Annotated in this window: 24 protein-coding genes; 16 read left to right on the top strand and 8 right to left on the bottom strand. The window is 34.9% G+C overall.

Features of this window, described 5'->3' with window-relative positions; genetic code table 11:
• The first annotated feature begins 179 nt into the window (after window positions 1–179).
• The 11 genes from F6K27_RS01815 to F6K27_RS01765 all read left to right on the top strand — a co-directional run bounded on the left by F6K27_RS01815 (window position 180) and on the right by F6K27_RS01765 (window position 10617).
• Window positions 180–1064 (top strand): SDR family NAD(P)-dependent oxidoreductase, encoded by an 885-nt coding sequence (locus F6K27_RS01815; protein ID WP_287274705.1) that lies wholly within the window; start codon window positions 180–182, stop codon window positions 1062–1064.
• A gap of 641 nt (window positions 1065–1705) precedes the next feature.
• On the top strand, window positions 1706–2596 hold the full coding sequence (locus tag F6K27_RS01810; protein WP_287274703.1) for an alpha/beta fold hydrolase: 891 nt from the start codon (window positions 1706–1708) through the stop codon (window positions 2594–2596).
• A 408-nt stretch (window positions 2597–3004) separates the two neighbouring features.
• Entirely contained in the window at window positions 3005–3172 is a 168-nt protein-coding gene (locus F6K27_RS01805; RefSeq protein WP_124143543.1) for a response regulator, read from the top strand.
• A 111-nt stretch (window positions 3173–3283) separates the two neighbouring features.
• Window positions 3284–3457, top strand: coding sequence for a hypothetical protein (locus F6K27_RS01800; RefSeq protein WP_287274701.1), 174 nt, complete (start codon window positions 3284–3286; stop codon window positions 3455–3457).
• Between the two features lie 42 nt (window positions 3458–3499).
• Window positions 3500–3709, top strand: a complete 210-nt coding sequence (locus F6K27_RS01795; protein WP_287274699.1) for a histidine kinase dimerization/phospho-acceptor domain-containing protein — start codon at window positions 3500–3502, stop codon at window positions 3707–3709.
• 84 nt (window positions 3710–3793) lie between these two features.
• Entirely contained in the window at window positions 3794–4357 is a 564-nt protein-coding gene (locus F6K27_RS01790; RefSeq protein ID WP_287274697.1) for a sensor histidine kinase, read from the top strand.
• Window positions 4358–4359: 2 nt separating this feature from the next.
• Entirely contained in the window at window positions 4360–4971 is a 612-nt protein-coding gene (locus F6K27_RS01785) for a DUF4129 domain-containing protein (protein ID WP_287274695.1), read from the top strand.
• A complete protein-coding gene (locus tag F6K27_RS01780; protein WP_287274693.1) occupies window positions 4958–6082 on the top strand; it encodes a DUF4350 domain-containing protein in 1125 nt (374 codons plus the stop codon). Before F6K27_RS01785 ends, F6K27_RS01780 begins: the two co-directional genes overlap by 14 nt.
• Before the next feature lie 70 nt (window positions 6083–6152).
• Window positions 6153–6293 carry a hypothetical protein gene (locus F6K27_RS01775; RefSeq protein WP_287274692.1) on the top strand — a complete coding sequence of 47 codons (141 nt, stop codon included), beginning with the start codon at window positions 6153–6155 and terminating at the stop codon, window positions 6291–6293.
• A gap of 790 nt (window positions 6294–7083) precedes the next feature.
• On the top strand, window positions 7084–8034 hold the full coding sequence (locus F6K27_RS01770) for a MoxR family ATPase (protein WP_287274690.1): 951 nt from the start codon (window positions 7084–7086) through the stop codon (window positions 8032–8034).
• A 915-nt stretch (window positions 8035–8949) separates the two neighbouring features.
• The gene (locus tag F6K27_RS01765; protein ID WP_287284654.1) at window positions 8950–10617 is read left to right on the top strand and encodes a mechanosensitive ion channel family protein; all 1668 of its coding nucleotides are present in this window, start codon (window positions 8950–8952) and stop codon (window positions 10615–10617) included.
• A 253-nt stretch (window positions 10618–10870) separates the two neighbouring features.
• On the opposite strand, the gene F6K27_RS33440 is transcribed toward F6K27_RS01765, so the two are convergent.
• The 4 genes from F6K27_RS33440 to F6K27_RS01745 all read right to left on the bottom strand — a co-directional run bounded on the left by F6K27_RS33440 (window position 10871) and on the right by F6K27_RS01745 (window position 14783).
• Window positions 10871–11461 (bottom strand): type II CAAX prenyl endopeptidase Rce1 family protein, encoded by a 591-nt coding sequence (locus tag F6K27_RS33440; RefSeq protein ID WP_353735913.1) that lies wholly within the window; start codon window positions 11459–11461, stop codon window positions 10871–10873.
• Between the two features lie 806 nt (window positions 11462–12267).
• The gene (locus tag F6K27_RS01755) at window positions 12268–13251 is read right to left on the bottom strand and encodes a hypothetical protein (protein WP_287274686.1); all 984 of its coding nucleotides are present in this window, start codon (window positions 13249–13251) and stop codon (window positions 12268–12270) included.
• A 734-nt stretch (window positions 13252–13985) separates the two neighbouring features.
• Window positions 13986–14336, bottom strand: a complete 351-nt coding sequence (locus F6K27_RS01750; RefSeq protein WP_287274684.1) for a carbon dioxide-concentrating mechanism protein CcmK — start codon at window positions 14334–14336, stop codon at window positions 13986–13988.
• Between the two features lie 141 nt (window positions 14337–14477).
• Window positions 14478–14783: a BMC domain-containing protein gene (locus tag F6K27_RS01745; RefSeq protein ID WP_124143536.1), complete on the bottom strand. Its 306-nt coding sequence runs from the start codon at window positions 14781–14783 to the stop codon at window positions 14478–14480.
• A 368-nt stretch (window positions 14784–15151) separates the two neighbouring features.
• Here F6K27_RS01745 and F6K27_RS01740 point away from each other — a divergent pair, with 368 nt between their 5' ends.
• The gene (locus F6K27_RS01740; RefSeq protein ID WP_287274682.1) at window positions 15152–17398 is read left to right on the top strand and encodes a mechanosensitive ion channel family protein; all 2247 of its coding nucleotides are present in this window, start codon (window positions 15152–15154) and stop codon (window positions 17396–17398) included.
• 783 nt (window positions 17399–18181) lie between these two features.
• On the opposite strand, the gene F6K27_RS01735 is transcribed toward F6K27_RS01740, so the two are convergent.
• From F6K27_RS01735 to F6K27_RS01720, 4 genes are all read right to left on the bottom strand, one after another.
• The gene (locus F6K27_RS01735) at window positions 18182–19801 is read right to left on the bottom strand and encodes a 2-isopropylmalate synthase (protein WP_287274680.1); all 1620 of its coding nucleotides are present in this window, start codon (window positions 19799–19801) and stop codon (window positions 18182–18184) included.
• Between the two features lie 466 nt (window positions 19802–20267).
• Window positions 20268–20783 carry an NYN domain-containing protein gene (locus F6K27_RS01730; protein WP_124147411.1) on the bottom strand — a complete coding sequence of 172 codons (516 nt, stop codon included), beginning with the start codon at window positions 20781–20783 and terminating at the stop codon, window positions 20268–20270.
• 599 nt (window positions 20784–21382) lie between these two features.
• Window positions 21383–22033: a response regulator transcription factor gene (locus F6K27_RS01725; RefSeq protein WP_287274678.1), complete on the bottom strand. Its 651-nt coding sequence runs from the start codon at window positions 22031–22033 to the stop codon at window positions 21383–21385.
• A gap of 445 nt (window positions 22034–22478) precedes the next feature.
• A complete protein-coding gene (locus F6K27_RS01720; RefSeq protein WP_124147413.1) occupies window positions 22479–22976 on the bottom strand; it encodes a ferredoxin in 498 nt (165 codons plus the stop codon).
• A gap of 494 nt (window positions 22977–23470) precedes the next feature.
• On the opposite strand from F6K27_RS01720, the gene groES reads away from it, so the two are divergent.
• The 4 genes from groES to F6K27_RS01700 all read left to right on the top strand — a co-directional run bounded on the left by groES (window position 23471) and on the right by F6K27_RS01700 (window position 26303).
• Complete coding sequence (groES, locus tag F6K27_RS01715) at window positions 23471–23782, top strand: co-chaperone GroES (protein WP_124147414.1); 312 nt, start codon at window positions 23471–23473, stop codon at window positions 23780–23782.
• Window positions 23783–24099: 317 nt separating this feature from the next.
• A complete protein-coding gene (groL, locus tag F6K27_RS01710; protein ID WP_287274677.1) occupies window positions 24100–25734 on the top strand; it encodes a chaperonin GroEL in 1635 nt (544 codons plus the stop codon).
• A 104-nt stretch (window positions 25735–25838) separates the two neighbouring features.
• On the top strand, window positions 25839–25988 hold the full coding sequence (locus tag F6K27_RS01705) for a hypothetical protein (protein WP_287274675.1): 150 nt from the start codon (window positions 25839–25841) through the stop codon (window positions 25986–25988).
• A 156-nt stretch (window positions 25989–26144) separates the two neighbouring features.
• Complete coding sequence (locus F6K27_RS01700; RefSeq protein WP_287274673.1) at window positions 26145–26303, top strand: hypothetical protein; 159 nt, start codon at window positions 26145–26147, stop codon at window positions 26301–26303.
• Window positions 26304–26538: the final 235 nt, after the last annotated feature.

Genomic DNA, 26538 nt, shown 5'->3' with positions numbered 1-26538 from the left:
ATACCAAAATCCTGTGGTTGAAATGCTTCCAGGACTTACGAAAATATCAATTTATACGCCACCTGTAGGGGCGCTTTCCTCCGGAATGCTTTCCTTGCGGAAAGTGCCCCTACTAGATATGGTGGTTCTGCGTAAGTCATGATCAAGTTAGAGTTTAGTGAACTAAAGGAAATACATGTATGCAGAAATTAGAAAACATCAGAGTATTAATTACTGGTGCAGGGATTAAACCTGTAAGGCATATTTTTCGTGATATTGTAACCAACGAACCTTCCCATACTCCAGTTATACATAATGGTGATGAGTATAAAGCAAATCTAGGTGCCAGTACGGCTTTTTCATGTGCCGAAGCTGGAGCTATAGTACATTTAGTGGCTAGATCCGGAAAAAATTTGAAAATTGTCAAAGATTGGATTACGAGAAGTATTCCGAGATCTAAAGTCGAAATATCTACTATTGATCTTTTAGACAAACAAGAAACTGAAATCAAACTTGCAAGTGTTTCAAATGACATTCCTCTTTATTGGGTACAGTCCCTTGGTTTAGGTGCTGGTACAGTTAAAATCAGGGACAATAATCCATATTTAAAAATTGATGAAGTTTCGGAAGAGTTTATTGATGCTGAATTATCTGTATTGAAAAGCACATACATGACGCTTCAAGCGTTATTGCCAAGATTTCGTAAGCAAGCTGAAACCCGTATTTGTATTGTCTCTTCAATGAGCGGAATAAGATCGTTTGTATCAGGTTCAGTCCATAATTCTGCAAAAGGTGCAATAAGTAGATTTGCCAATGCAATTTCTTTAGAACTTGCTCCTGAAAAAATCTATGTATCAAATATCCGCCCTGGTGGGTGTGATACGGGTTTATATGATGAGAATATAGTAAAGAGTCGGATCGCTAAAATAAGAGAGTCGTTTGGTTTTGGGAGCGATCCTGATGATATTCGTTTAATGCCTCCTTCTAGTGTTGGAAAAGCAATCGTCAATATTTTGTCTTCAGATGGGCATATCACTTCCGTCAATATTGTAGCTCGTGGACAAATGCCACATGAGGGATCATAACGGTACTTAGACATTTTTTAGTCAACGCCATCATCATTTGGCAAGGACTTCAAATCGCCATCTCTTCGTTTCTGATTAGACCTCTCCCGAAATTGGCGCAATGATAGAGGAGGTGTCAGGAAGTGCCAACTGAAGTGATAAAGTTCCGATTTTGGTTTTGGATATAGAATTTATCTATTTTCAGCAAGTTTAGATGCCTTTTTAGCATCAAAATCCAGCGAAATTTCAGTAAAAGTTCCGACACCGTTAGAAAGAGGAACTGTGTTACAGTGGTTTTCATTTGGATAGACCACAGTAAGGACGTTCCATGGAAGGTCTCTACAAGGTTTTGCTTGTGAAGATGTGGTTCATCAATTTGAAAAGCGCTGTAAGTTTTGATACTGATTCTGTTCAGGAATCTAGAAGCTATTCAACTTCAAAACCTGATTGATTTTTGATTAATAAATTTGATAGGTATTCTGCTGACATTGAAATACCAATATCTGATAAAAATTCTCGAAGTTTACCTGAGGTCATGTTTCCTCCATTGTACAGGCTCATAACCAATGGTTTTATTCCTGGACAAAATTATCCTTTATGTGTCAGAATTATTATATATTTATGTTATGAATATATGCAAAAAATATTTCATTATCTGACAGATGAAAGAATTTTATACCTGGAAAAAATACCGCTGTGTTTACGAATTTTATCCTCAGAAAGAAGGAAACTGTTCTACTATACCTTTACTATTACTGCATCCTATTGGAGTAGGTTTATCTAAAAATTTCTGGCATCGATTTTGTTCTTTATGGCAGGAGCAAAGTTTACTAAATCCTATCTATAGTCCAGATTTATTAGGGTGTGGTGAAAGTGATATGCCATCTGTGGCTTACTATCCTATGGACTGGGCTGAACAATTACAATATTTTTTAGAGAAGGTTGTACAAAGACCAGTAATTTTAGTTGTACAAGGTGCTTTGTTTCCTGTGGCTGTATCTCTGGTCAAACTACAGCAAGAATCAAGTTTAATTGATGGTTTAATATTATCGGGTCCGCCTCAGTTGGAATTGATGACAAAAGCTGATTCATTTGTGAGTCAAAAATTAAGATGGAATCTTTTTTATTCACCTATTGGTAAAGTTTTTTATCGCTATGCACGCAGTCGAAAATTTTTAGATTTTTTTTCTAAAAAACAATTATTTGCTGATGAATATCTAGTAGATAAAGAATGGTTAGATACTTTAGAAAAAGGAGCAAAAAATCTCCAAAGTCAATATGCTGTTTTTTCTTTTTTAGCAGGGTTTTGGAGACAGGACTTTAGTCAAGATATTTCTCGGATTAATCAACGTACTTTAGTATTAGTAGGAAAGCAAGCATCAACTATTAGTAAAACCGAGCAAATTGAAGGGCCAGAGCAAAGAATTAATAGCTATTTAAAGTTGTTGCCTCAAGGAGAGGGTTGTCAAATATCAGGGCGAAATGTTTTACCTTATGAGTCAACAAAAGAGTTTATTAAAGCTGTTAGTAATTTTGTACAAAAGATTAGTTAATGTGTAAGCATTCCGCAGGAAATGCTTACGTTAATATAGGAATCAGGAGTTAGATGCAAGAATTGAGGTGTTTCTTTAAAGTATAGAATATAGCAGTTATCTTATTCACATATACAGGACTTACGCATGCTTGACCTTGAAAACGCCATATGTAGGGGCGTTAACGATAGTTATGCGAAGCAAATGGCATTTGCGTTCCGCAAAGCTCCGAATGGCGCCCTCACTCGATAAGCGTGTCCGTGCGTAAGTCCTGATATATTCGTTTTTTCTTCTTCCCTATCTCCTGTTCCCTGTCTCCTTTTCCCTAAAAGTCTCCAACATCTCACAACTAAAATCATATTGCTATAGTTTGATAATTTAATCAAATTAATCGCCAAATTTATCAAATGCAAAATAGGTATAAATAAAATGGATCAAGTCGCTAATTGTATTGATTATCGGGAGAAAAATACTACTATTTTAATTGTGGATGATAATCCAATCGATTTGAAATTAGCAATTACTGTTCTGGAGAGCTATAACTTTAAGGTATTAGTATCTGTTGATGGTGAAAATTGTTTTAAACAAGCAAGATAAAGTAGTCCATATATTATTTTGTTAAATGTTTTAATGCCTATAATTGATGGCTTTGACATCTGTAAACGCTTAAAATAAAATGTAGAAACTAGAGATATTCCTGTGAGATTCATGACTGCTTTATCAGATATAGAAGATAAAATTAAAGGGTTTGAGTTAGGAGCTGTAGATTATGTTACTAAGCCAATCATAATAGATGAGGTTTTAGCAATAGTAAAAGTACATATACAACTGCGACAACTAACTGAAAAATTAAAGAATAAAAATTTACTCCTGGTAGAATAAATTAGACAAAGAAAAGCAGCAGAAGCAAAACTTAAAGAAACATTGCGACAGTTGCAAACAGCTCAAAAGCAGATTATTGCTAAAGAAAAACTTGCGTACTTAGGTACTTTAACTTCAGGTATTGCTCACGAACTTTGTAATCCTCTTAATTTTATTCAAAATTTTGCTCAACTTTCCACAGATTTAGTTGATGAACTTATGGAGGAATTAGCTTTAGAAAGTAATAAAATGGGGCCAGAAAAAGTTGAATAATTTCAAGAAATTATTAATGATATTAAACAAAATTCAGATAGTATTTACCAATATGTTAAAAGGGCAGAAAAAATTATTAAAGGTATGGTAAGACACGCACAAATTGACCATAATAGCTGGCAATATAGCGATCTTCATAATATGCTAAATGAGTCATTGCAGTTGGCTTGTAAGAAGCTGTGGGAAAAAAAGAATGTTCCAATGACAATTAAGACTAATTACGATGAGTCAATTAGTAAAATTAAGTTATCATTTTCTGATATATTTCAAGCTTTTATGAACATAATTGATAATTCTTGCTATGCTCTCAAAACTAAATTAGAACTACAGGAAGCTGCTAATCAAGATTTTAATCCCACCTTATCTATACAAACCTACAATTTAGGAGGAAAAGTAGAAATCCATATCTATGACAATGGTATAGGAATAAACTCAAAAATTAAAGATAAAATTTTCAACCCTTTTTTCATTACTAAACCTTCTGGAGAAGGAGTAGGTTTGGGTTTATCTCTAGTTAATAAAATTATTGTTGGACAACATCATGGCAGTATTAAAGTTGAAACTCAAGCGGGAAAATATACTGAATTTATTATTGAAATTCCTATGGCTAATTCTACAAATTTTCTACCAGAGCGAGATGAAAGTTAAGTATGTCTGAAAATTCATTTGAAAAAGATAGTTTAGGTTGGCAATTCCAAAAGTTACAACAAAAATTTGGCGAATGGTGGGAAGTTCAAACTTCTCAAACAGCAGCTAAATTACCAGGGGTAGATTTGCCTTCTTGGTGGGATAATCCCATAATATTAATGATTGCTAAAGCGATGGCTTGGCTATTTTTTGCTTTTCTGTTGAGCTGGGTAGCTATACAAATAATTAGACTGTTAAATTCTTATATTTATGGTATCCGTAATAAAATCAACTTAACAACAGAAATTAGAGCAGAATCTCAACTAGAATTATCAGTAACAGCTTGGTTAAATAAATCACAAAAATGCCAAGAAATAGGCAATTATCGAGAGGCTTGTCGTTGTTTATATATGGCAATGTTACAAGGATTAAATGACCGGGGTATTATTTCCGATCTACCTAGTCGCACTGATGGAGAATATTTAGAATTAATTCAGCAGTTATCTCTACCTAAACCATATCAAAAATTATTCATTACTCATCAGCAGTTATTATTTGGTAACTTAGAAGTTTCTGCTGCTGTATTTGCAGAATGCCAGGAAGCTTATCAACAAATCAGAGATGAAAAAAACTAATAAATTTTGGGTATTTGGAGCGATCACTCTAATTTCAATTATGATAATGACTGTTTTTTTTGCCCCAGTAAATAATCAATTAAATAGCGGTTCTACTTATAGTCGTGCCCCAGATGGATATGGTGCTTGGTACAAGTTTATGTTAGAAAAAGGCGCGGATATTCAACGCTGGGAAAAACCATTTATAGATTTAGAAAATACTCAAGATATCAACTCATCAGTCACTCTATTACAGGTTAATAGTCAACTAGAAAATCGAGTAATTAATGCTCAGATAAAAAATTGGGTAAAATCTGGGAATATTTTGGTAATTTTAGGCATTAAAAAACAGGTAACAAAGGCAGATTTTACTACTATCCATGATACGGAAGTAGGAAAAGTTGAAATAGAAACAAGTCGCAGGGCAATAAAAATTGAGCAACAAAAAGAAGAGAAGTTATTAGGCGATCGCTACGGTGCTATAGTTTGGCAAAAACAGTTTGGTAAAGGAAAAATTATCTTAGCTACTACTCAATATTTAGCTGCGAATGCTTATCAAGATATACCTGGAAATTATGAATTTTTAGCTCAACTTGTTACTCAAGGTCAACAACGAATTTTAGTAGATGAATATATTCATGGTTATAAAGACCAAGAAGTAATTAAGGAGGAGTTGGGAGAAAGTTTAGTGAATTATTTGGTTGAAACTCCTTTATTTCCAATTTTTATTCAGGGTTTAATTATTTTAGTTATCCTAATTTTTGCTCAAAATCGTCGTTTTGCTAAACCGATAAAATTATCAGCACCAATAATTGATAATAGTCAAGCTTATATTCAAGCTTTAGCAGGAGTATTACAAAAAGCAGAAAGTCGGGAATTTATTTTAGAAACTACAGGGAAAGAGCAAAAAATTCAACTGCAAAAGAAATTAGGACTAGGAGAAAATATAGTTGAAGATAAATCTTTGATAGATGCTTGGATACAGCAAACTGGAGAGCGATCAATAGAATTAGAAAAAGTCCTAAAAATTCAATCTCAAAAACGAAAAATTACTGAATCAGAGTTATTAAATTGGTTAGATAAGTGGGAGAAAATATTTCAAGTTGAAAACAAAGCAAAAAGGAATTTTTGACCGATTTTTTTTGGTCTCAAGCATTCTCTTTTAATGGTATAAAAAGCGGTCGATCTTCTGTTGATGGTTAATGGGAGTAGGGATTGATATCAAATCCAGTAGTATCAGTGTAATTAGGTGGGGAGGTGGGGAGATGGGACCCACCCTTGACCCCTCCCAGGAGGGGAATGTGGGGGGATGGGGAGATCGAGAAATATTTGGTAATGGTTGAAGATGGAACATTTTTTTATACCGAATTAAACGGATTTGAGATCATTAATTGATAATGGATAATTACCTCTGGTTAAAACTGAGAGGATTGAACCTAGCGCGGAAATCTTATTTCTTTTTATCCTTAAAAGGAGAGACTTTCAACCTAAAGCGCGATTCATTATCAATTATCAATTATCCATTGCTAAATGGTAATTTACCCCTACAAATTATTGATACAAAAATTGATTTATATAGCAACAGTCTTGATAATTAGAACTGATGAAGTAACTGTTTGTGTAGCACTCAGCAGCAGAAACAACGAAAGATAAACCATAAAACTTCTTCCTTGTTCCTTCTACAATAAGATTACTTTTGGCAAATGGTTTAAAATCAGATAAATACGGAAGATAAATAATAAAACTTATTTCCTCTTCCAGCTTCGGTTATTCCTTGTTCCTTCTAGGATAAGATTACTTTTGGCAAATGGTTTAAAATCAGATAAATATGGAAGATAAGCCATAAAACTTCTTGCTTCTTCCTTCTTACTTATTCCTTCTGCAATAACATTACTTTTGGCAAATGGTTTAAAATCAGATAAATACAGAAGATAAATAATAAAACTTCTTTCTTATGCAATAAGATTACTTTTGGCAAATGGTTTAAAATCAGATAAATAATAAAACTTCTTTCTTCTTTCTTCTTTCTTCTTAGTTATTCCTTCTGCAATAACATTACTTTTGGCAAATGGTACAAGATCAGATGAATTTGGAACTACCTATCATTATATATATACTAATAACTGAATTAATATGAAACAAACTAACTCAATATTTACTCAACTATATCAGACTCTCAATCAAATAATTGTCGGTCAAAATATACCTATTCAACAATTATTAATCGCCCTGTTGACTGGAGGTCATGTAATAATTGAAGGAGTTCCAGGCACAGGAAAAACTCTCACAGTCAAAGCATTAGCTAGATTAATTCAAGCCGAATTTAGCAGAGTTCAACTAACACCAGATATTCTACCATCAGATATCTTAGGAACTAATGTATTTGACCTCAATAGTCGCAACTTTACCCTAAAAAAAGGTCCAATTTTTACAGAAATATTATTAGCAGATGAAATTAATCGTACTCCACCAAAAACCCAAGCAGCTTTACTCGAAGCTATGGCAGAACAACAGGTAACATTAGATGGAGAAACTTTGCCATTACCAAATTTATTTTGGGTAATTGCTACTCAAAATTCCCTAGAATTTGAAGGTACATATCCATTACCAGAAGCACAATTAGATAGATTTTTATTCAAGATTATTATTGATTACCCAGACATAGCAGCAGAAAAACAAATGTTGCTCAATGTTCAACAAGGTTTTGCTGCAAAAAGTATTCAATTAAATCAAATTCAACCTATAGCAACGGTCGAACAAATAATTCTTACTCGTCAAGAAATAGAAGCAATTAACGTTCAAGAAAAAATATTAGATTATTTATTAGGGTTAGTTCAGCAAACCAGAAAACATCCGGATGTAGCTTTAGGTGCTTCTCCACGAGCGACAGTAGCATGGTTACAAACCAGTAAAACACAAGCTTGGTTAAATAATAGAAATTATGTAACTCCAGATGATATTAAAACAGTGGCATTACCTCTATTACGTCATCGGTTAATTTTGAAACCTGAAGCGCAGTTAGATGGAATAATAATTGATAGTATAATTAATTCTATATTGAAACAAGTTTCAGTACCAAGGTAATAAGTAAGGAAGAGGGAAAAAGGAAGAGGGAAGAAGGAGTAAATTTTGAAAAAAAAGGGGAAAATGATAGAGATAGCTGTCTAATAATGAATTAGAGCAGCTCTTTTTTAGCATTCTTTTTTATATCATGTCCGGTTGAAAAGTTATAAATAAATGACAAAGGAGTCAGGAGTCAGGAGGGAAAAAAGAAGAAGAAAGAGAAAGTTTTTTGTTTGCTGGCGCACAACTGCGTTAATGTGTAAGCGGAACGGAGTTCTATCGCGCTCTTATCCGGACATGATATTACCCTTGGTATTAGAAGCTTAGAAGTGATAATTTTAAATTAAGTTGATTGGCGATCGCCATGAATTTCAAAGTTATATTTCAATATTAATTAAACCGAATAATTAAGACCAAAAATATCTCCCTAGCTACACCATAGGATGTTGTCCTACAAACATAATTTTCCCTTTTATTCAATCCTCTAATTATTAATTATTGAACAAAAAAAATATACTATCATAGTTTTGATATTCCATCGAAAAAACTGATAATTAAAATTTTAATCTTAAGATATAGCAGTCGAAGGAAAGCTTAAGACAGATTGCCAGCTTAAAACTCAGATCATGTAATATTTTTTCTTCTTCCCTCTTTCTTCTCTTTCTTCTACTATATTGACTAATAATTTATAGATCAAAACTTACCATTTACCAATTATTAATAATAAAAAAATATTACTTTTTTCCGGAACTATACCTAATACTCTTGTTCAACTATATATGTATCCAATTCAATTAGTAAAGCAGTGTAGGAATTAATAATTTTGATGGAAAACCAAACTTCTATCAACTTGTCCTACATTGTGTTACAATTAATTAAAAATTTATTGATATTTTATATTATTGTATATTAAAATACGAAAGGGTGGAAAAAAGAGTGATTGTAAAAAATAACTATAACTATAATTATAAATCTCGTCAATCAGGAATACTTAAATTTATTATATTTAGCATAATCGCGCTCATCCTCAGTAGCTTAATGATATTTACTCCAGGAGCAGCATTAGTAGAATTTAAAAATTCTACAGCTCCAGTAGTTTTAGATGGGCGACCAATACTCAAAATTAGCAGTGCAGGGGAATATACTGCCCAGAAAAGAGCCGAATTAATTGAACAAAAGTTATCAACTGTAGTTTCATCATCAAAACCTATACATTTAAAAGTTAAAACAGATGAAAAACTACCAACAATTTGGTTAAACGATGCCTATCTATTAACTGTTACTCAAAAAGATGTTTTTCCAGGAAGTAATCTCAAAGAGCAAACAGACATTTGGGCAGAAAAAATTGAGGATTCAGTAAAAATAGCTCAAAAAGAACGCTCTTTAAAATTTATGGGAAACACATTAATTAAAGTAGGATTAATTATTAATGGAGCTATAGCAATAAACTGGCTATTAAAGTTAGTATGGCGAAAATATTTATATCAAGTTATATTGTTTTTTTTGGGAAATCATGGCATTGCTCATCCTGAAGAGAGCAAAAGTTTATCTATATTAATTAGTTTAAGTTTGCTAGTTACGAGAATAGCTTTATGGATAGGAACAATTCTGTATATTACTAATAAGTTTCCCCTAACTCGACAGTTTAGTTATCAGTTTACCGATACCTTAATTTCCACCTTTACTTCTCCGGTAATTCATTTGGGAAATCAAACATATTCTGTACCCGATCTATTAATTTTAGTAGGTTTAGTCTGGGCATTAATAATTGGTGTTGGTGGAATAACTAATATTTTAAGATCGCGCATTTTACGAGTAACCGGAATTAACCGAGGCGCTCAAGAAGCGATCGCCACTATGACCAAATACAGTTTAATCACTATTGGTGTGATGGTATTATTGCAAGTATGGGGTTTAGATTTGAGTTCTATTACCTTGTTAGCAAGTGCGTTTGGCGTTGGTATTGGTTTAGGTTTCCAGGATATTGCTAAAAATTTTGGCAGTGGTTTGGTATTATTGTTTGAGCGACCGATACAGGTGGGCGACTTTGTAGAAATTGGAGAATATCAAGGAACTGTTGAACGCATTGGCGCCCGCAGTACAATGATTAAAACTTTCGACCATGTGTCTATTATTGTACCTAACTCCCGGTTTTTGGAGGCGGAGCTAATAAATTGGGATCATGACCACCCAGTTTCGGCGTTGCGGTTACCAGTAGGAGTTGCTTACGGATCTAATGTAGAGGGGGTACGTAAAGCTTTATTAGATGCAGCAGCAGCATCTTACCCCGATGTATTATCAATGCCAGAACCCCAGGTGTTGTTTATTGAGTTCGGAGATAGTTCTCTAAATTTCGAGTTACGGGTATGGACAGCAGAACCGAGCAAACAGGAAATTATTAGGAGTGATTTGTATTTTAAGATTGAGGCAACATTGCGGGAGCGTCAAATAGAGATTCCGTTTCCGCAACAGGATTTGCATTTGCGGTCTGGGAATTTACCAATTGATTTATCCCCACGAATGGAAGCGATGTTGATGCAGTTTTTCCAGCAGGAAAGCAATGGGAAAAAAGTTAATTTGAATGGAAAGGAGGGGCGGAATTAATATAGCGCGTAGCGCTAGGCAACAGGCAACAGGCAACAGGCAACAGTGAATATTTCTCTTAATAACTAACAATTAATAATTTACCTACCACCTATAACTGATTAAATATTACTGACACTATATGAGCTATTCCATGAGCTAGTATTGCAGACTCTAAACCTTTTTGCCAATACAGATATCCGAGAATTAAACCAAATAATGAATTAATCGTAATAATATAGGAAATAAATATCGCATTTACCTTAGTTTGAAATCAAAAAGCTATTGGTAAATGTCCGACCCCAAATAATAAAGATGACAACAAAATTGCCATAACAAAGTATCGCCCTTGGGGTTTACCTTTTCCTCTTTGAAAAATTTTCCATCCTATCCAAACTAGGAGTATCATTAACCCCCATCTAATTAATAATTCTTCGGTAATACCTCCAAATAAAATGCGAGTTATAAATGGTAAATTGTTGGATATTTCCGAACTTTTAGTTACAAAGTCTGAAGGTAAAAACGGTTGCCATAATAAAGCAATGAAGACTAAAGCTAAATCCCCGATGAAATCTCCAATCATACCTGGTAATATTTGCGGTTTAATTACTGGCATAAGTGGATTTTTCTTAGCGATCGCTTCTGCTAAAGGTGCTGATAATTTAACTTTTTCAGCTAAAGCAACTTTAATAATTACTGCTATAGATAACAACACAGTTTGCTGGAATAAAGTCAACAGTTTAATTATCCATAAAGGAGGTAATTTATTATCTTCTGGTAGAGGTATATCGAGCAACAATAAAGATAATATTCCGATCATACCTATTACCCACAAAACCCAAAATAATTTATTTTTGTAGCTCATAAATCTGTGATTTTTGATGAGTCTAATATTATCTTTTTTCTGATGAGTTTAATACCTCACTGTCTACAGAGTGAATTCGTTGAACTTTGTAGAGGTGGAGCAACTTTTTTCAGTATCCCCATAAACTTTTTACAACTTCAGTCCTTCCTTCTTCAATCAATTCCATTTAACTATATTAAATTCAGTTATAACTATATTCGATAATTAATAATTAATACCAAATTCATTTCTAACTTGCATAGAATAATATTTTAATCGGAGTTGACTGTAGCTCTAGATAGAAAAGTTAATAAGTTTCATAATTCTATGTAATCTCAGATAAAATTGCTATGAGACCTAAGACCTACGACCTACGACCTAAAACCTAACACCTAATTTTGTGCAGCCTCACATAAAATTAGTATAACAATTAATAATTACCTCTCCTGAAAATTATCGGATTGGCGAAAAGAATTTTTTGTCTTTCTTTATTCTTCAAAGAAGAGGATTTAAACCTTAATTATTCGGTAATTATCTTTTTCTTTATCATTTTCTTTGTGGGTTTAATACCCCACAGTCAACGGGGGTGTTCAAAATTACTTGGGGGAGCGTAGACGCGGAGCGGCCCTTCGTTGACTATCCCCATGTAATTTTCCTCCTGTCTCCTGTCTCCTGTCTCCTGTCTCCTTCTTCAAGGGTTTAATACCCCACCGTCTACAATTGTCTGGGGATAGTCAACGACCTGCCACTTCCTGTCTACAAACCCCATCCACTTTTTTCTTATTCCTTCTTCAAAATTATTTTTCAACACAGCCGATAGCTTGATTTTATAACTGATAATTAATACCTATAGCCAATAGTAAACTTGCTAAAAAACTACCTAAAAAACCTATTCCCAAATTAGTCATATTTGACTGACTAGCTGATGCCATTGCTGTGTTTAAATCTGGTGAAGTTAAACGCTCATAATTTTTCACAGCTACAATTGTTTCTGGTAAAGATGATATTAAACTTCCCAAAAAATAATGCAATCCTGCAAAGATTGAATCACCAAACAATTTAGTCAGTAAATCATCATAAATTTCAGTCCAAGCTATAAATAATGTATTTAAAATATAACATAATAATATCAATAAAGCCGTGCCTACAATAAACTTCCACCAACTTGCTTCATAATCATCTGCATTAATATCTTCAAATAATTCAGGTCTTTTTTGCTTAAACTGTTTTTCATAAAGAAAAAAGACAAATATACCTGCTAAACAAGTTATACCACCAACAATTACCCAAGGTAAAGTTCGGGAATCTATGACTTCTGGCAAAGGTGCAAATTCCGATTCACCAGTAATAAACCAATAAGCTGTAGTAGCAAAGGCAAACATTGATAATGACATGGAAAAATGCCATAAAAATAGCATTTTTTCTTTATTAAGAATTTCGATAAAATTTTTGATATTAGATATTTTTCCTAAAAATACCCATTTACCTATAACAATTATTGGTGCCACAATAAACATTAGATAAATATTGGCAAAATTTGAACCTAGAGGAGTTGCTATACCTCCTAACCTACCGAGACTCAATGATAGCAACATCAAAAATAATTCAGGATTATTTGTACTAGAATTGATTACTATTGTGCGTTGATTTTTACCTAAATATTTTTCAGCTAAACCTGCTGCAGAATTTACCATAGTATCTGTAGCAATAGGGATAAACCAAAAGCAAAAAATTATTGCTGCCAAGGCACTAATTGCCAAAAAAGTGATTTCATTAGTAGAGCGGTGTAATTGTATAATCCAAGTATCCATAGCTTCAGATAAGATTCAATATATAGCAGTCCTCGACAGGGTTATGTAGAAAATATTTTGGAATTAGAAAGTAGGTAACAGTAGTAATAGTTTCAGACTTTATTATCTGTATTTTAGTTTTTTTCCTATGTACTCGCACTACCTACACAAAATTCAATAGGAAATTAGCTACAATAAATAAAGACTATCCTGCTGTCATAGTCTTTACTCATTGTAGCTATTCTCAATCAAAATTCCATTCGATTTGTTTTTAATTGTCAACAATAGATAAATTCAATATTTTTTACAGAGATTCAATTGTGCTTATTTTAACAATAGCATATTGAATGAAAATGTTCACTTATTACTTTTTCAATTTTCACTATTAAAATCTCACTAATTTTGGGATTGTTTTTACAGAATATATAGTTTCCTAATTAATTGTGATAGTTTTATGTGTTCTGGTTATTGATTTTTTATAATTATCTAATCATTCAGGTTTAAAGCCTCTTATTATTTGCATAAATAAATCAAAAAAAATATTCACCAATCTTATTTTATACAGGTAATTATTAATGATTGAATACCTAAAATCTAATATTTAATCCAAACTAGCTACTCAAATCATGCTTCCATAGTACCGTCCACTATCTATATTTTTTAATACTAACCAAAATTGTAACTCTTGGTCATACTATAGTCTTATGGACGGCTTAAAATAGAATTATGTAGATATTTAATTAGTCAAAATTCATCTACCTATTAGGCAATCTTGGTACAGTTATTCCTTCTACTCGTTGGCGGTATTCTTCAACACCTGGATTAAAATCTATTGGTAAAACAGCCACAATATTATCATGAGGGCGAGGAATAATTACCCAAGATTCCAAGGTTGCACCATAGACTTTTTCGACTGCAGCAATTCCTGCATCCATAGCAGTTTTTACTTCCGAAACATCACCTCGAATTTGAACAGTAAACCGAGCGCTACCAACCCTAATATAACCCACTAAAGTGACTCGACCTGCTTTTACCATTGCATCTGAGGCAGCTAAAATACCTGGAAAACCCTTAGTTTCCAGTGCTCCAACAGCTTGTTGTGCCATTATATTTCTCCTAAATTTAAGTTAAGAATTAATCTCTGCAATTAATTGTAAAAATTTTAGATGTCTATCATAACTAAACTATATATTCAGCCAAATTATCAATAATATTAATTTGAGCTATCAATAAGTTTAGGACAATATTCATCTAAATTGTTCACTAATTTCTGTATAACTTAGTGGTAATACAGATTCTACATTCTCCGGGGGATTAGGAACAATATAGTGACTGTCCACAATACCACCATAGACTTTTTCTGCTGCTTCAATGCCAGCTTGGACTGAAGGATAAACTTCAGAAGTTGGTCCCCGAACTACCACGACAAAGTGGCCTCTTTCAGCTATACCGTAGTAAACTAAGGTAACTCGCGCAGCTTTGACCATAGCATCTGCAGCAGCTAATATACTGGGAAAACCAATAGTTTCTATGAGACCTACTGCTTCTGGCATAGAAATACTCCTGTACTCTGCAAAAATAAATCAATATAATTGTAATCCTAATGGCTGATGCTGTATATATAAATTGATAAAAAAGCAATCAATTATACTGGACTATAAGGATTTTTATCTATATTCGATCTCTTTTAAATTTTCCTGAAAAATGTAGAATATAGTGTCATTTCAGTTATCAGTTAGCCTCCTCCGGAGGAACTGCGTTAACAGTTATCAGTACCTCTGCAATAAGGAGCCTTGAAATCTGGAATATTCTCTTTTTTCCCTTAAAAAGGGAGGCTATTGAACATAAATTTTCAGCCACTAACTTAATTTAAAGTTGTCAGATATTATTGCTTTTAAGGTTGTTGTTATTTAATTAATTTATGCACAATATAATCAAATATCAATTCATCAAAAATTTTCAGAATAATATGAGAGTGATTGCGGGTAAAAACCATAGTAAAATTCATTCAGCAGTCAAATTTATTCTGGTTACCCTATTAACTTTTGGCATAACAATTACTTGGTCATCTGTAGCTTGGGCACAAATACCATTCCTGCCAAATATAGAACAAACGGATAATCAAGGACCAATTTTTGATTGGTTTAATCGACCATATCAATGTGGTAATTTAATGTGTAGTAAAGTCTGGTTTAATGGCAGACCTTTAATTACTGTCGCTGCACCATCAGCTAATACAGAAGAGAATCAAAGTGCTATTTCTACTGCCAAGCAAAGAGCAAAAACTGTAGAAATTAATCTTCAACAAGTTTTAAAGATAGTACTACAGTCAAAAGAACGTAAAATACCAAACCCATCACCTCCAAATTCAACCCCTACATCTAATAATCAATTACCAGAAAAACCATCTGATTTTGACCAACCATTGCTTGCAAAACCGACATTAACTCCCAAGGTAAAAGAACTTCAGACAAGAATCCAAAATATCACACCAAATATTGATATTATCCGCAAAGATAATATTAATAGTCAAGGCACAAATCAAAGCCTAAATCTTCATCCTCAAACACCCAAAATTGAAGTAGGAACTCTGAATAATTTAACAGTTATTTATGCGCCAGAACAACCAGGATTAACAAAAAAAACTATACTCACAGTTACAAAATATGACGTAGTTGCCAACTTTGCTAATAGTGAATTGCAGCTAGCAAAGATCTGGCAAAATCGCATTATTCAAGAATTGAGTAATGCTTTAAAAGAAAGAGAATACTACAACAAAAAACTATATATTATCATCGCTCAAGTTTCTATAATTATTGCTAGTATGATAATTATTAGCTCGGTATTAAAGTGGATACAAAAACGCTTGAAAGCTAAAATTGAATTGCTCAAACAAAAAATCAAAGAATTAGAGCAATCTCTACAAGTAAATCCCGAAGAAAAATCTATAGAAAATTATCAATCTACTGCAAATACAGCCAATACTCAAGCAGCAGAATCATCAATTAATTTCAACAAAGAATCTTTACTACATTCAAACCTAGAAATTACATCTCTCAGTATATTACTAGCAATGGTTGAAAATGCACCTTTAGCATTTTTGAATCAGTTAGAATACATCTGGTCAGCATTGCCAAAAGTTTCTCTAAAACGACAGTTTCTTTTAAAGAAACAAAAAAATATTACTGTTTTACTAGAACAAATTTTAATGTGGGCACAAGTATTTATCTGGGTGGGAGGAATTAGTTTAATTGTTGCGATGTTCCCACAAACTCGGGCTTTATATTCTTTTCTCTTAACACAATATGTACAATTTTTACTAATATGGGTAATTGCCAGCATTACAGATAAAGCTACTTACTTCTTAATCGACTTTTGGTTAGATAAGTGGGCAACACAAGCACAACAAGGTTCCCTAGTACCTGAAAGATATACCAAGCGAGTCAATACTTATTCAGGCGCACTCAAACAAGCGACAAGTGTTGTTATATACTCAATTGCCATTTTATATACTATACAAGCAATAGGTGTTTCCCTTGCCGGAATAGGAATTCTTGGCATAGCATTAACTTACGTTTTCAAAGCTAAAGTAGATAATATGATTAACGGTTGCTTGATTTTATGGACGGATCAGTATGCTGTTGGAGACGTAGTTCAAATAGGCGATGTAACAGGTATTGTAGAACATATAAATCTTTATTTAACTCAACTGAGGGGAGCAGAAGGGCGACTCATTACTATTCCTAATGGTAGTTTTGAGGTTGTGCAAAACTTGACAAAAGATTGGTCTCGGGTAGACTTTCGAGTTGAAATTGCCTACAGTGCAGATGCTAGGAAAGCACTAAATATGATGGCAGAAGTGTTAGAGCAAATGCGGAGTGAACCTGAATGGCAAGATAAAATTCTCGAACCTGCAATAATTCTCGGAGTTGATAATATCTCGCACACGGGTATTTTAATTCAAATTTGGATTAAGACTGCACCAATACAACAGTTTGCTGTGGGACGTGAATTCCGCCTCAGAATTAAACAAGCATTTGACCAAGAAGGTATTGCTATTGGTGTACCGCAACATTCTGTAAATTTTCAAAATTATCCTAAGAATGGTAGTGGCGATCGCAACAAAGGAGACAATTCATATCTTTCCGCTCTAGGAGTAGGGGAGTAAGGGAGTAGGGGAGTAAGGGAGTGGGGGAGTAGGGGAGTGGGGGAGTGGGGGAGTAGGGGAGTAGGGGAGTAGGGGAGTGGGGGGAAATAATTGATATCAAATCCGCTCGGGTTCGGTATCAATAAATGTTCAATCTGAGCGCCATTGCCAAATCTTTCTTTATAGCAGGGAACAGGGAACAGGGAATAGGGAACAGTGGGAAAAGTATTTCTCTGTCTTACGGTTCATCATCAACATAAGTCAAACAGCAACTCGTTCCTTGCTATATCTCCCCATCTCCCCACACTCCCCAGACTCCCCTCAATTCTAAATTCTGAATTCTAAATTCTGAATTCTGAATTCTAAATAAGTCAAACAGCAACTCGTTCCTTGCTATATCTCCCCATCTCCCCACACTCCCCATACTCCCCTGAATTCTGAATTCTAAATTCTGAATTCTAAATTCTAAATTCTGAATTCTGAATTCTAAATTCTGAATTCTAAATTCTAAATTCTGAATTCTGAATTCTAAATTCTGACCATACTCCCCTGAATTCTGAATTCTAAATTCTGAATTCTAAATTCTAAATTCTGAATTCTGAATTCTAAATTCTGAATTCTAAATTCTGAATTCTGAATTCTAAATTCTGAATTCTAAATTCTAAATTCTGAATTCTAAATTCTAAATTCTGAATTCTAAATTCTAAATTCTGAATTCTGAATTCTAAATTCTGACCATACTCCCCTGAATTCTGAATTCTAAATTCTGAATTCTAAATTCTAAATTCTAAATTCTGACTTGCGCTATACCACTTCCACCGCTCGATCGCTCTTTTGCGGATGTATTTTCTTCACATCACTTTGCAAAGCTGCATACAAACGATTTAAAGCATTTATATAAGCTTGAGCTGATGCCACAATAATATCAGTATTAGCAGCATGACCAGAATACACCCGTCCTTCATGACGCAAACGAATAGTCACCTCCCCAATAGCATCAATACCAGCAGTTACCGACTGCACAGAAAACTCAATTAAATCATTAGGCACATTCACCACTCGGTTAATTGCCTTGTATACAGCATCCACAGGTCCAGTACCAATGGCAGCATCAGTCAATTCCTCCCCATTAGGAGTCCGGATACTAACTGTGGCGGTGGGACGAGAGCGATCGCCACAGGAAACCTGTACCAACTCTATACGGAAGAGTTCTGGTGGTTGTTGAATCTCGCTGTTAACAATAGATTCCAAATCCCAATCTGTAATTTCTTTCTTTTTGTCTGCCAAATCTTTAAATCTGAGGAAAGCTTTATTCACCTCTTCATCAGAAATATCAAACCCAAGTTCTTTGAGACGAGTTTGGAAAGCATGACGACCGGAAAGTTTACCCAAAACTATTTGGTTATCTGTCAAACCGATAGACTCAGCATCCATGATTTCATAAGTAAGCTTATTCTTGAGTACCCCATCTTGATGAATACCTGACTCATGAGCAAAAGCATTAGCGCCGACAATAGCTTTGTTTGGTTGCACAAACATTCCTGTCAAGTTAGAAACCAGACGAGATGTTTTATAAATATGACGAGTATCAATATTAGTAAGTGGTGCTTCTGACTCTGGTGCGCGACCAAGGAAGGGATTAAAATATTGTCGCCGAACGTGCAATGCCATAACTAACTCTTCCAAAGCAGCATTACCAGCTCGCTCACCGATACCGTTAATGGTGCATTCCAGTTGACGGGCGCCGTTTTTCACAGCTTCGAGGAAGTTGGCGACTGCTAAACCGAGGTCGTTGTGACCATGAACAGAAATAATAGCTTGGTCAATATTGGGAACGTTTTCCTTAATACCTCGGATGAGCGCTCCAAATTCAGCAGGTGTCGTATAACCAACAGTATCGGGAATATTAACCGTAGTCGCTCCAGCAGCGATCGTCGCCTCCAATACTTGATAGAGAAATTCTGGGTCAGAGCGACCTGCATCTTCAGGAGAAAATTCTACATCATCTACGAAGGTTTTAGCATAGGCCACCATTTCTGGAGCGATCGCCAATACTTCTTCTCTAGTTTTCTTAAGTTTATAAGCTAAGTGAATATCGGAAGTAGCAATAAAAGTATGAATACGAGCATTAGCTGCGGGTTTAAGAGCTTTACCTGCTGCTTCAATATCTGCACGAGTCGTTCTTGCCAAACCACAGATTGTTGGGCCTCCTTCTACACCCACTGTCTCAGCAATTTTCTGTACTGCTTCAAAATCTCCAGGACTAGAGTAGGGAAAACCAGCTTCAATCACATCTACTCCCAGGCGAGATAGTTGCCGAGCAATAGTCAATTTTTCATCTATATTGAGAGCTGCTCCAGGAGATTGTTCCCCATCCCGGAGAGTCGTATCAAAAATAATAATTCGGTCTTGATTACTTGTCATTATTTTTCCCTTATAGTTTAATATTTTACAGCAATTAGCCTTGAGCTTTTTTCGATCTTACCTTGTCTTACAAACTAGTGAATATAGTTTAAATTAACTAGCTATCAGCATTTTCCGTACCGGAATGCTCTGCAAACAGCACTCAGCTTTCAGCGTACTAAAAGCTTTGGTTTAAATCCCCGACTTCTAGGTTGTCATTTCATTTTAGTAGGGGTCGCGTATCCCCTGATCAAAAGCTAACTGCTAAAGGCTGAAATACTATTTGCGGAGCATTCCGGACCGAAACGTTTTTTAATTAAATTAAACGTAAATTTAGTCTAATTTTTGTGAGTTTTCTAGGAAGATATTTAAGTCTTCAAGCATAGATTTTTTCTTTGATGCTTCCTGCCTTCTGACTTGGTGCATTCTCAAAGAAATTGAGATTTTTTTCCTTCTTCTTTCTTCCTTCTTCCCTCTTCCTTCTTAATTAATATTCTGCCTTTTCTATTTGGTCGCGAATATCATTTAAATCTACATATTGATCTGTGGCATTTCGCAATTCTCTAGCAATCATTCCTTCTGTTGATACAACTGTTATATGAGTATTTTTAGAACGCAGTAGCTCAATAGCTCTTTCAAAATCCCCATCTCCACTAAATAAAACTACTTGGTCATATTGGTCTACTGTATTAAACATATCTACTACAATTTCAATATCTAAGTTAGCTTTTTGAGAATAGCGACCCGAAACATCATCATAATATTCTTTAAGAATTTTAGTGCGTACTGTATAACCCAAACTAATTAAAGCATCTCGGAATCCCCTTTGATCTTGTGGGTCTTTTAAGCCTGTGTACCAAAAAGCATTTATTAGTTTTACTTCTGGTTTGTTGAAATGTTCTAATACTCTTCTAGGGTCAAAAAACCAACCATTTTTTTGTTGAGCGTAGAACATATTATTCCCGTCAACAAATATAGAAAGACGGTTATTGGAATTATTCATAGAAACTTAAGTTTAATATTAATTTTAGATAATTCAGTCTAAATCTATTATTTTAGTAATATTCCTATCATCAATGCAATTATTTTTAATTTAGATAAACTAATATTATTACTTGTATTTTTCAGATTTAAACTGCAAAAAATCACCCTTATATCATAAACCGATAATATTTTTCTCTACTAATAATTTTAATAATTTTAGTAGTTATATACTATCTATTTTAGTCTTTTTTATGTAAAAAAATACTTTTTATGCTTATTAAATTAATTGATCCCCTTCCAGATCTTCAATATAAGACAATAATTTTTCATTAAGGCCATATTTTGAAGATTTGATTCGTCCAATATTCTAATAATTCAGTCAAATCAAAAACAATTGACTTAATAAAAACTATGTATAGCAGAAGGAAGAAGTAATCAGGAAAAATCTGGCGTTGTCTGAGTTTTAAACTTTTGATATGTCCGCGCCCTTTCCTTCGACTGCTATATATAAAATTCGCAATATAGAAAAACTGGGGCAGTACAAAATTACAGCCCTCAAATATACAAATTACATCAAGATAAAGACTTACACCCCGATAAATTCCTGGGTGATTATACCTAAGCCTTTTTACTTTCTATCGCCCAACGAGCTAATTCTGTCCGATTGTGTAGACCAGTTTTACCAAGCATATTGCTTACATGACTCTCAATCGTTCTTTGACTAACTTCCATCAATTGTGCAATGTCACGATTTGCCATCCCCTGGGCTACAAGTTGGACTACCTTTAACTCTGTGGGAGTTAATTCTACGTTTCTGCGCACCTTGATTTTTGGCCCATTACTAACCATGGCAGAATTTTGATGTTTAATTAGGCGAGAAGCTTGCTTCAGGGAAGATTCTACTTGAGCTACGAGTTCTTCTGGCTCAAATGGTTTGACAATGTAGACATCAGCTCCAGTATTTAAACCTTTGACTCGGTCTTGACTTTGACCTTTGGCAGATAGAAATAGAACTGGAACCCATTCTGTAGCTGGGTTTTCTCTGATGTGTTGCACAAGGGTATAGCCATCCATTTCTGGCATCATCACATCACATATAATTAGCTCAGGTATTTCATTTTCCAGCTTTTCTAGTGCTTCTCGGCCATTTTCTGCCGTTGTTACCTGATACCCACGAAATTCTAAATAATCCTTGACTAATAAAATTAAATTAGGGTCATCATCAACCAACATTAACCGTCTTTGGTCTGTAGTATTAATTTCCTTCATAATGAAGAACTCACTTTCTTTAATTCCCGCAAACATTAACTTCAAAGACAGGTATAAACCACATCTTTCATAAAAGATTAAGGAAGTAGGGCGAGTTTGCTACTTTCTTTTAAATTAATATATATCCTTAGCCACAGGGCTTGGACTGCACCTAATGATCTAAAGAAATTATGCCCCGTATTATTGATTATAGATTTTAGACTCAATCAATAGTTCTACAATATTAGATATATATAACTAGATAATAGTTTTGTATTTGTGAAAAATAACTTCCACTACTTTTAATAATATATGAAAATTTGACAGTATTGACTACTAATATTATCATAATTTATATTGATAAATATTAGTTACTAATTGTTAACTTTGAACTTTTGAGTTTGGCAGTCAAGTAAATGTCCATTATTTATGAGTATTAGCGAATGAATCAACTAAGGCTATTTGATCAAATAATCATTGATTCGGGCAAAGGATGAGTTAGAAAAACATATTCCTCTACAAGTTTATCGCCCATTATATGCTCTTGAATAATTCTTTCAATTACAGGAGGAGTTGCGGAATGATACCATACTCCTTCAGGATAAACAACCATGATTGGACCTTGACAACAAACTCGTAAACAGTTAGCTTTAGTGCGAAATATATAGCCAGGTAAATCAGTGTTAACCCGATCAAGTTTTAACTCTTTGAGCCGTTTTTTGAGATAATTCCACGCCTCTAAACCAGTCTCTGTTGAACAACATTTAGGCTTTGTTTGGTCAGCACAAATAAAAATATGTCGCTGAATTTTACTTAGTCCCAGAGATTGGATACAAACACCAAGGGATTCCTGACAAATATCTTGGTCAATATCGTCCAGTTGATAATTTTCCTGGCATTCAGCTATCTGGAAGTTAGTCCCATCAGATTTATCGGTTTTTTGAGATGATATATTATCTGTCATAAAATTTTCGACACACCTTCCAACGAACTTCTTGGGATATTGTCTTTTTGGTCAAATGTCCTATTTTAAATAATAAATGACTTTGACGGTGAAATTCTCGATTTACTCAGATAATTTTAGTCTACTGTCCTAATTTAAAAAGCTCAATTCAATTGAGAGGAATGTTGTTTTGTCGATTTAATTTAGACTTTTGACAAAAAAACCGATAGTCGTGCATGGTAATTGTAGAATACATATTTTTTAATTTCTCCCACACTCCTCATCTCCCATTCCCCCACACTCCCGGTGCTTCCTTTACCATTACTATGCACCACCACCAAAAACCAAATCCCTCAGTTCGGGAACCCGTACAGTTTCATCAGTTGCAATGGCAACTCCTATTCAGCTAAATTAGCACTCAGGTAGTGAGAGTGCTAAAAAAGAAAACGAAGCGGGTAATTTAGCTTCAGATTCTAGCCTCTCAGGAAAAATCAAATTTATCTGGAGGGAAAACAATGGCAGCCGTAACATTGAGTGTTTCTACTGTTAAGCCTTTAGGCGATCGCGTATTTGTCAAAGTTAGTGCAGCTGAAGAAAAAACAGCAGGTGGTATTCTTCTACCTGACAATGCAAAAGAAAAACCCCAAGTAGGAGAAGTTGCTGCTGCTGGTCCTGGTAAGCGCAATGACGATGGTTCCCGCGCAGAAATGGAAGTTAAAGTCGGAGACAAAGTGCTGTACTCCAAATACGCCGGAACAGATATCAAACTCGGTGGCGATGAGTATGTGCTACTTGCAGAAAAAGATATTCTCGCAATTGTTAACTAAGAATTATCAAGTTGTTCCATAGCACTAGCAAACTTCTTCGACCTATTTGATGTTTGCCAAAGTGCTAAAACAACTAATTATCAACAAAATAACAAATAGAGCAGTGAGAAGATTGCTCCAATACCTTGAGTGAAACCACTCTCAAAGCAAGCTCACAGATAGATTTTTGTCTATCCCGAGGAGTCTAGAAGTCTGTTGACAGGCTGGAAGCAAAAGTGGATTTATCCCTTTTGTGGTGTTTTTTTACACAGAATTCAGGGTGTTTCACCCCCTGGAGATGTCAAATCCACAATTACTAATCAATAAGAATTACAACTATGGCTAAACGTATAATCTACAACGAAAATGCTCGTCGCGCTCTCGAAAGAGGTATGGATATTCTGGCTGAGTCCGTAGCAGTAACACTCGGTCCAAAAGGTAGGAACGTAGTTCTAGAGAAAAAATTTGGCGCTCCTCAAATCGTTAACGATGGTGTGACAATCGCTAAAGAAATCGAACTAGAAGACCATATTGAAAATACAGGAGTTGCTCTAATTCGTCAAGCAGCTTCCAAAACCAATGACGCAGCAGGTGACGGTACTACTACAGCCACCGTTTTAGCTCACGCAATTGTAAAAGAGGGTCTAAGGAACGTAGCTGCAGGTGCTAACCCCATTGCCATCAAGCGCGGTGTTGATAAAGCAGCAGGTTTCTTGGTAGAAAAAATTGCATCTCACGCTAGTCAAATTGAAGATTCTAAGGCGATCGCTCAAGTTGGTTCCATCTCTGCTGGTAACGATGAAGAAGTGGGTAATATGATTGCCCAAGCAATGGATAAAGTGGGCAAGGAAGGCGTAATTTCCCTAGAAGAAGGGAAGTCAATGCAGACCGAACTAGAAATTACTGAAGGTATGCGCTTCGACAAAGGCTACATCTCTCCCTACTTTGCAACAGATATGGAGCGGATGGAAGCGGTACTCGAAGAACCAATGATTCTAATTACTGATAAGAAAATTGCTTTAGTACAAGATTTAGTACCAGTGTTAGAACAAGTAGCTCGTTCTGGCAAACCTTTATTAATCTTAGCTGAAGATATTGAGAAAGAAGCTTTAGCTACTCTGGTTGTTAACCGTCTGCGGGGTGTGTTGAATGTTGCTGCTGTGAAAGCTCCTGGTTTTGGCGATCGCCGTAAAGCGATGCTAGAAGATATTGCTGTATTAACTGGCGGTCAAGTTATTACTGAAGATGCTGGTTTGAAACTAGAAAGCACCAAACTAGATATGCTTGGTAAAGCTCGTCGCATCAACATCACTAAGGACAACACTACCATCGTTGCTGAAGGTAACGAAAAAGAAGTTAAATCTCGTTGCGACCAAATTCGCCGTCAGATGGAAGAAACTGAATCTTCCTACGACAAAGAGAAGTTACAAGAGCGTTTAGCTAAGTTAGCTGGTGGGGTAGCTGTAATCAAAGTTGGTGCTGCTACTGAAACAGAAATGAAAGACCGCAAATTACGCTTGGAAGACGCTATCAACGCAACTAAAGCTGCTGTAGAAGAAGGTATTGTCCCTGGTGGCGGTACAACTCTAGCTCACCTAGCTCCCGAACTAGAAAAATGGGCAAATGAGAACTTGCAAGCTGAAGAGTTAACTGGTGCTTTAATTGTTAGTCGTGCTTTGTTAGCTCCACTGAAGCGCATTGCTGAAAATGCAGGTCAGAACGGTGCTGTGATTGGCGAACGCGTGAAAGAGAAGGATTTCAATACTGGTTACAATGCTGCTACTAACGAGTTTATGGACTTGTTTGAAGCTGGTATTGTTGACCCTGCTAAGGTAACTCGTTCTGCTCTACAAAACGCTGCTTCCATTGCTGGTATGGTGTTGACAACTGAGTGTATTGTTGTTGACAAACCTGAACCCAAGGAAGGTGCTCCTGCTGGCGCTGGTATGGGCGGTGGAGATTTCGATTACTAGGTTTGAAGAAGGAAGAAGGAAGAAGGAAGAAGGAAAATATTGTGTTGTCTTAGTTTTCAGCTCTCGATCTATCTGCCTCCTTTCCTTTGACTGCTGTAAATAGTGTGTATTGTGTTTGGGCCACCTCCATTGATTGGGGGTGGTTTTGTTATAGCAGAAGGAAGAAGGAAGAAGGAAGAAGGAAGAAGGAAGAAGGAAAAATATTACGTTGTCTTAGTTTTACAGCGGTTTTCCTGCACGGTAGACCACAGTAGGGACTTTCCATGGAACGTCTTACGGAAGTCAGAAGTCAGAAGTAAAAAAAGTGAATTGGTCTCAAAATTATTGGTTATAAAGGACTTCAATTTTATTAATGTCATAACACTTTTTTGTAGCCATATAAAACCACAAAATTTTAATAAATAATGATTATGTCTAACTATAAAATTACTCTCCAACCTGTTTATTCAGAAACAGTATCGATACCGAAAGAAGTAAAATCACCTCCTAATTTATCTATATATATCAAGCAGAAACTATTAAAGCATTACGCGATCCTAATATTGATGTTATTTTTATTGGTAATTTAGTATTTAAAGCAGTTAAATACTATGAACCAAATTATCAAGTTGACGGTTTTTCAAGAATTGTCTATCATAATAAGGTGTGAGGAAAGTCTCAATAGAGTAGCGATCGCAAGTGAGTTCACGAACACGTAATCCTAACCCTACTCTGGAATTACTAAGTTAGTAGCTAAAGGTATTGGTTTGGTCGCTGTACGGCTGATGCGAAGAGCTTTACATAAACCTCAATATTTAATGCAAG

The organism is Okeania sp. SIO2F5 (assembly GCF_010692685.1).
Classification (GTDB): domain Bacteria; phylum Cyanobacteriota; class Cyanobacteriia; order Cyanobacteriales; family Microcoleaceae; genus Okeania; species Okeania hirsuta.
The sequence above is the reverse complement of the archived record's forward strand: the minus strand, read 5'-3'. Positions and strand labels throughout refer to the sequence as shown.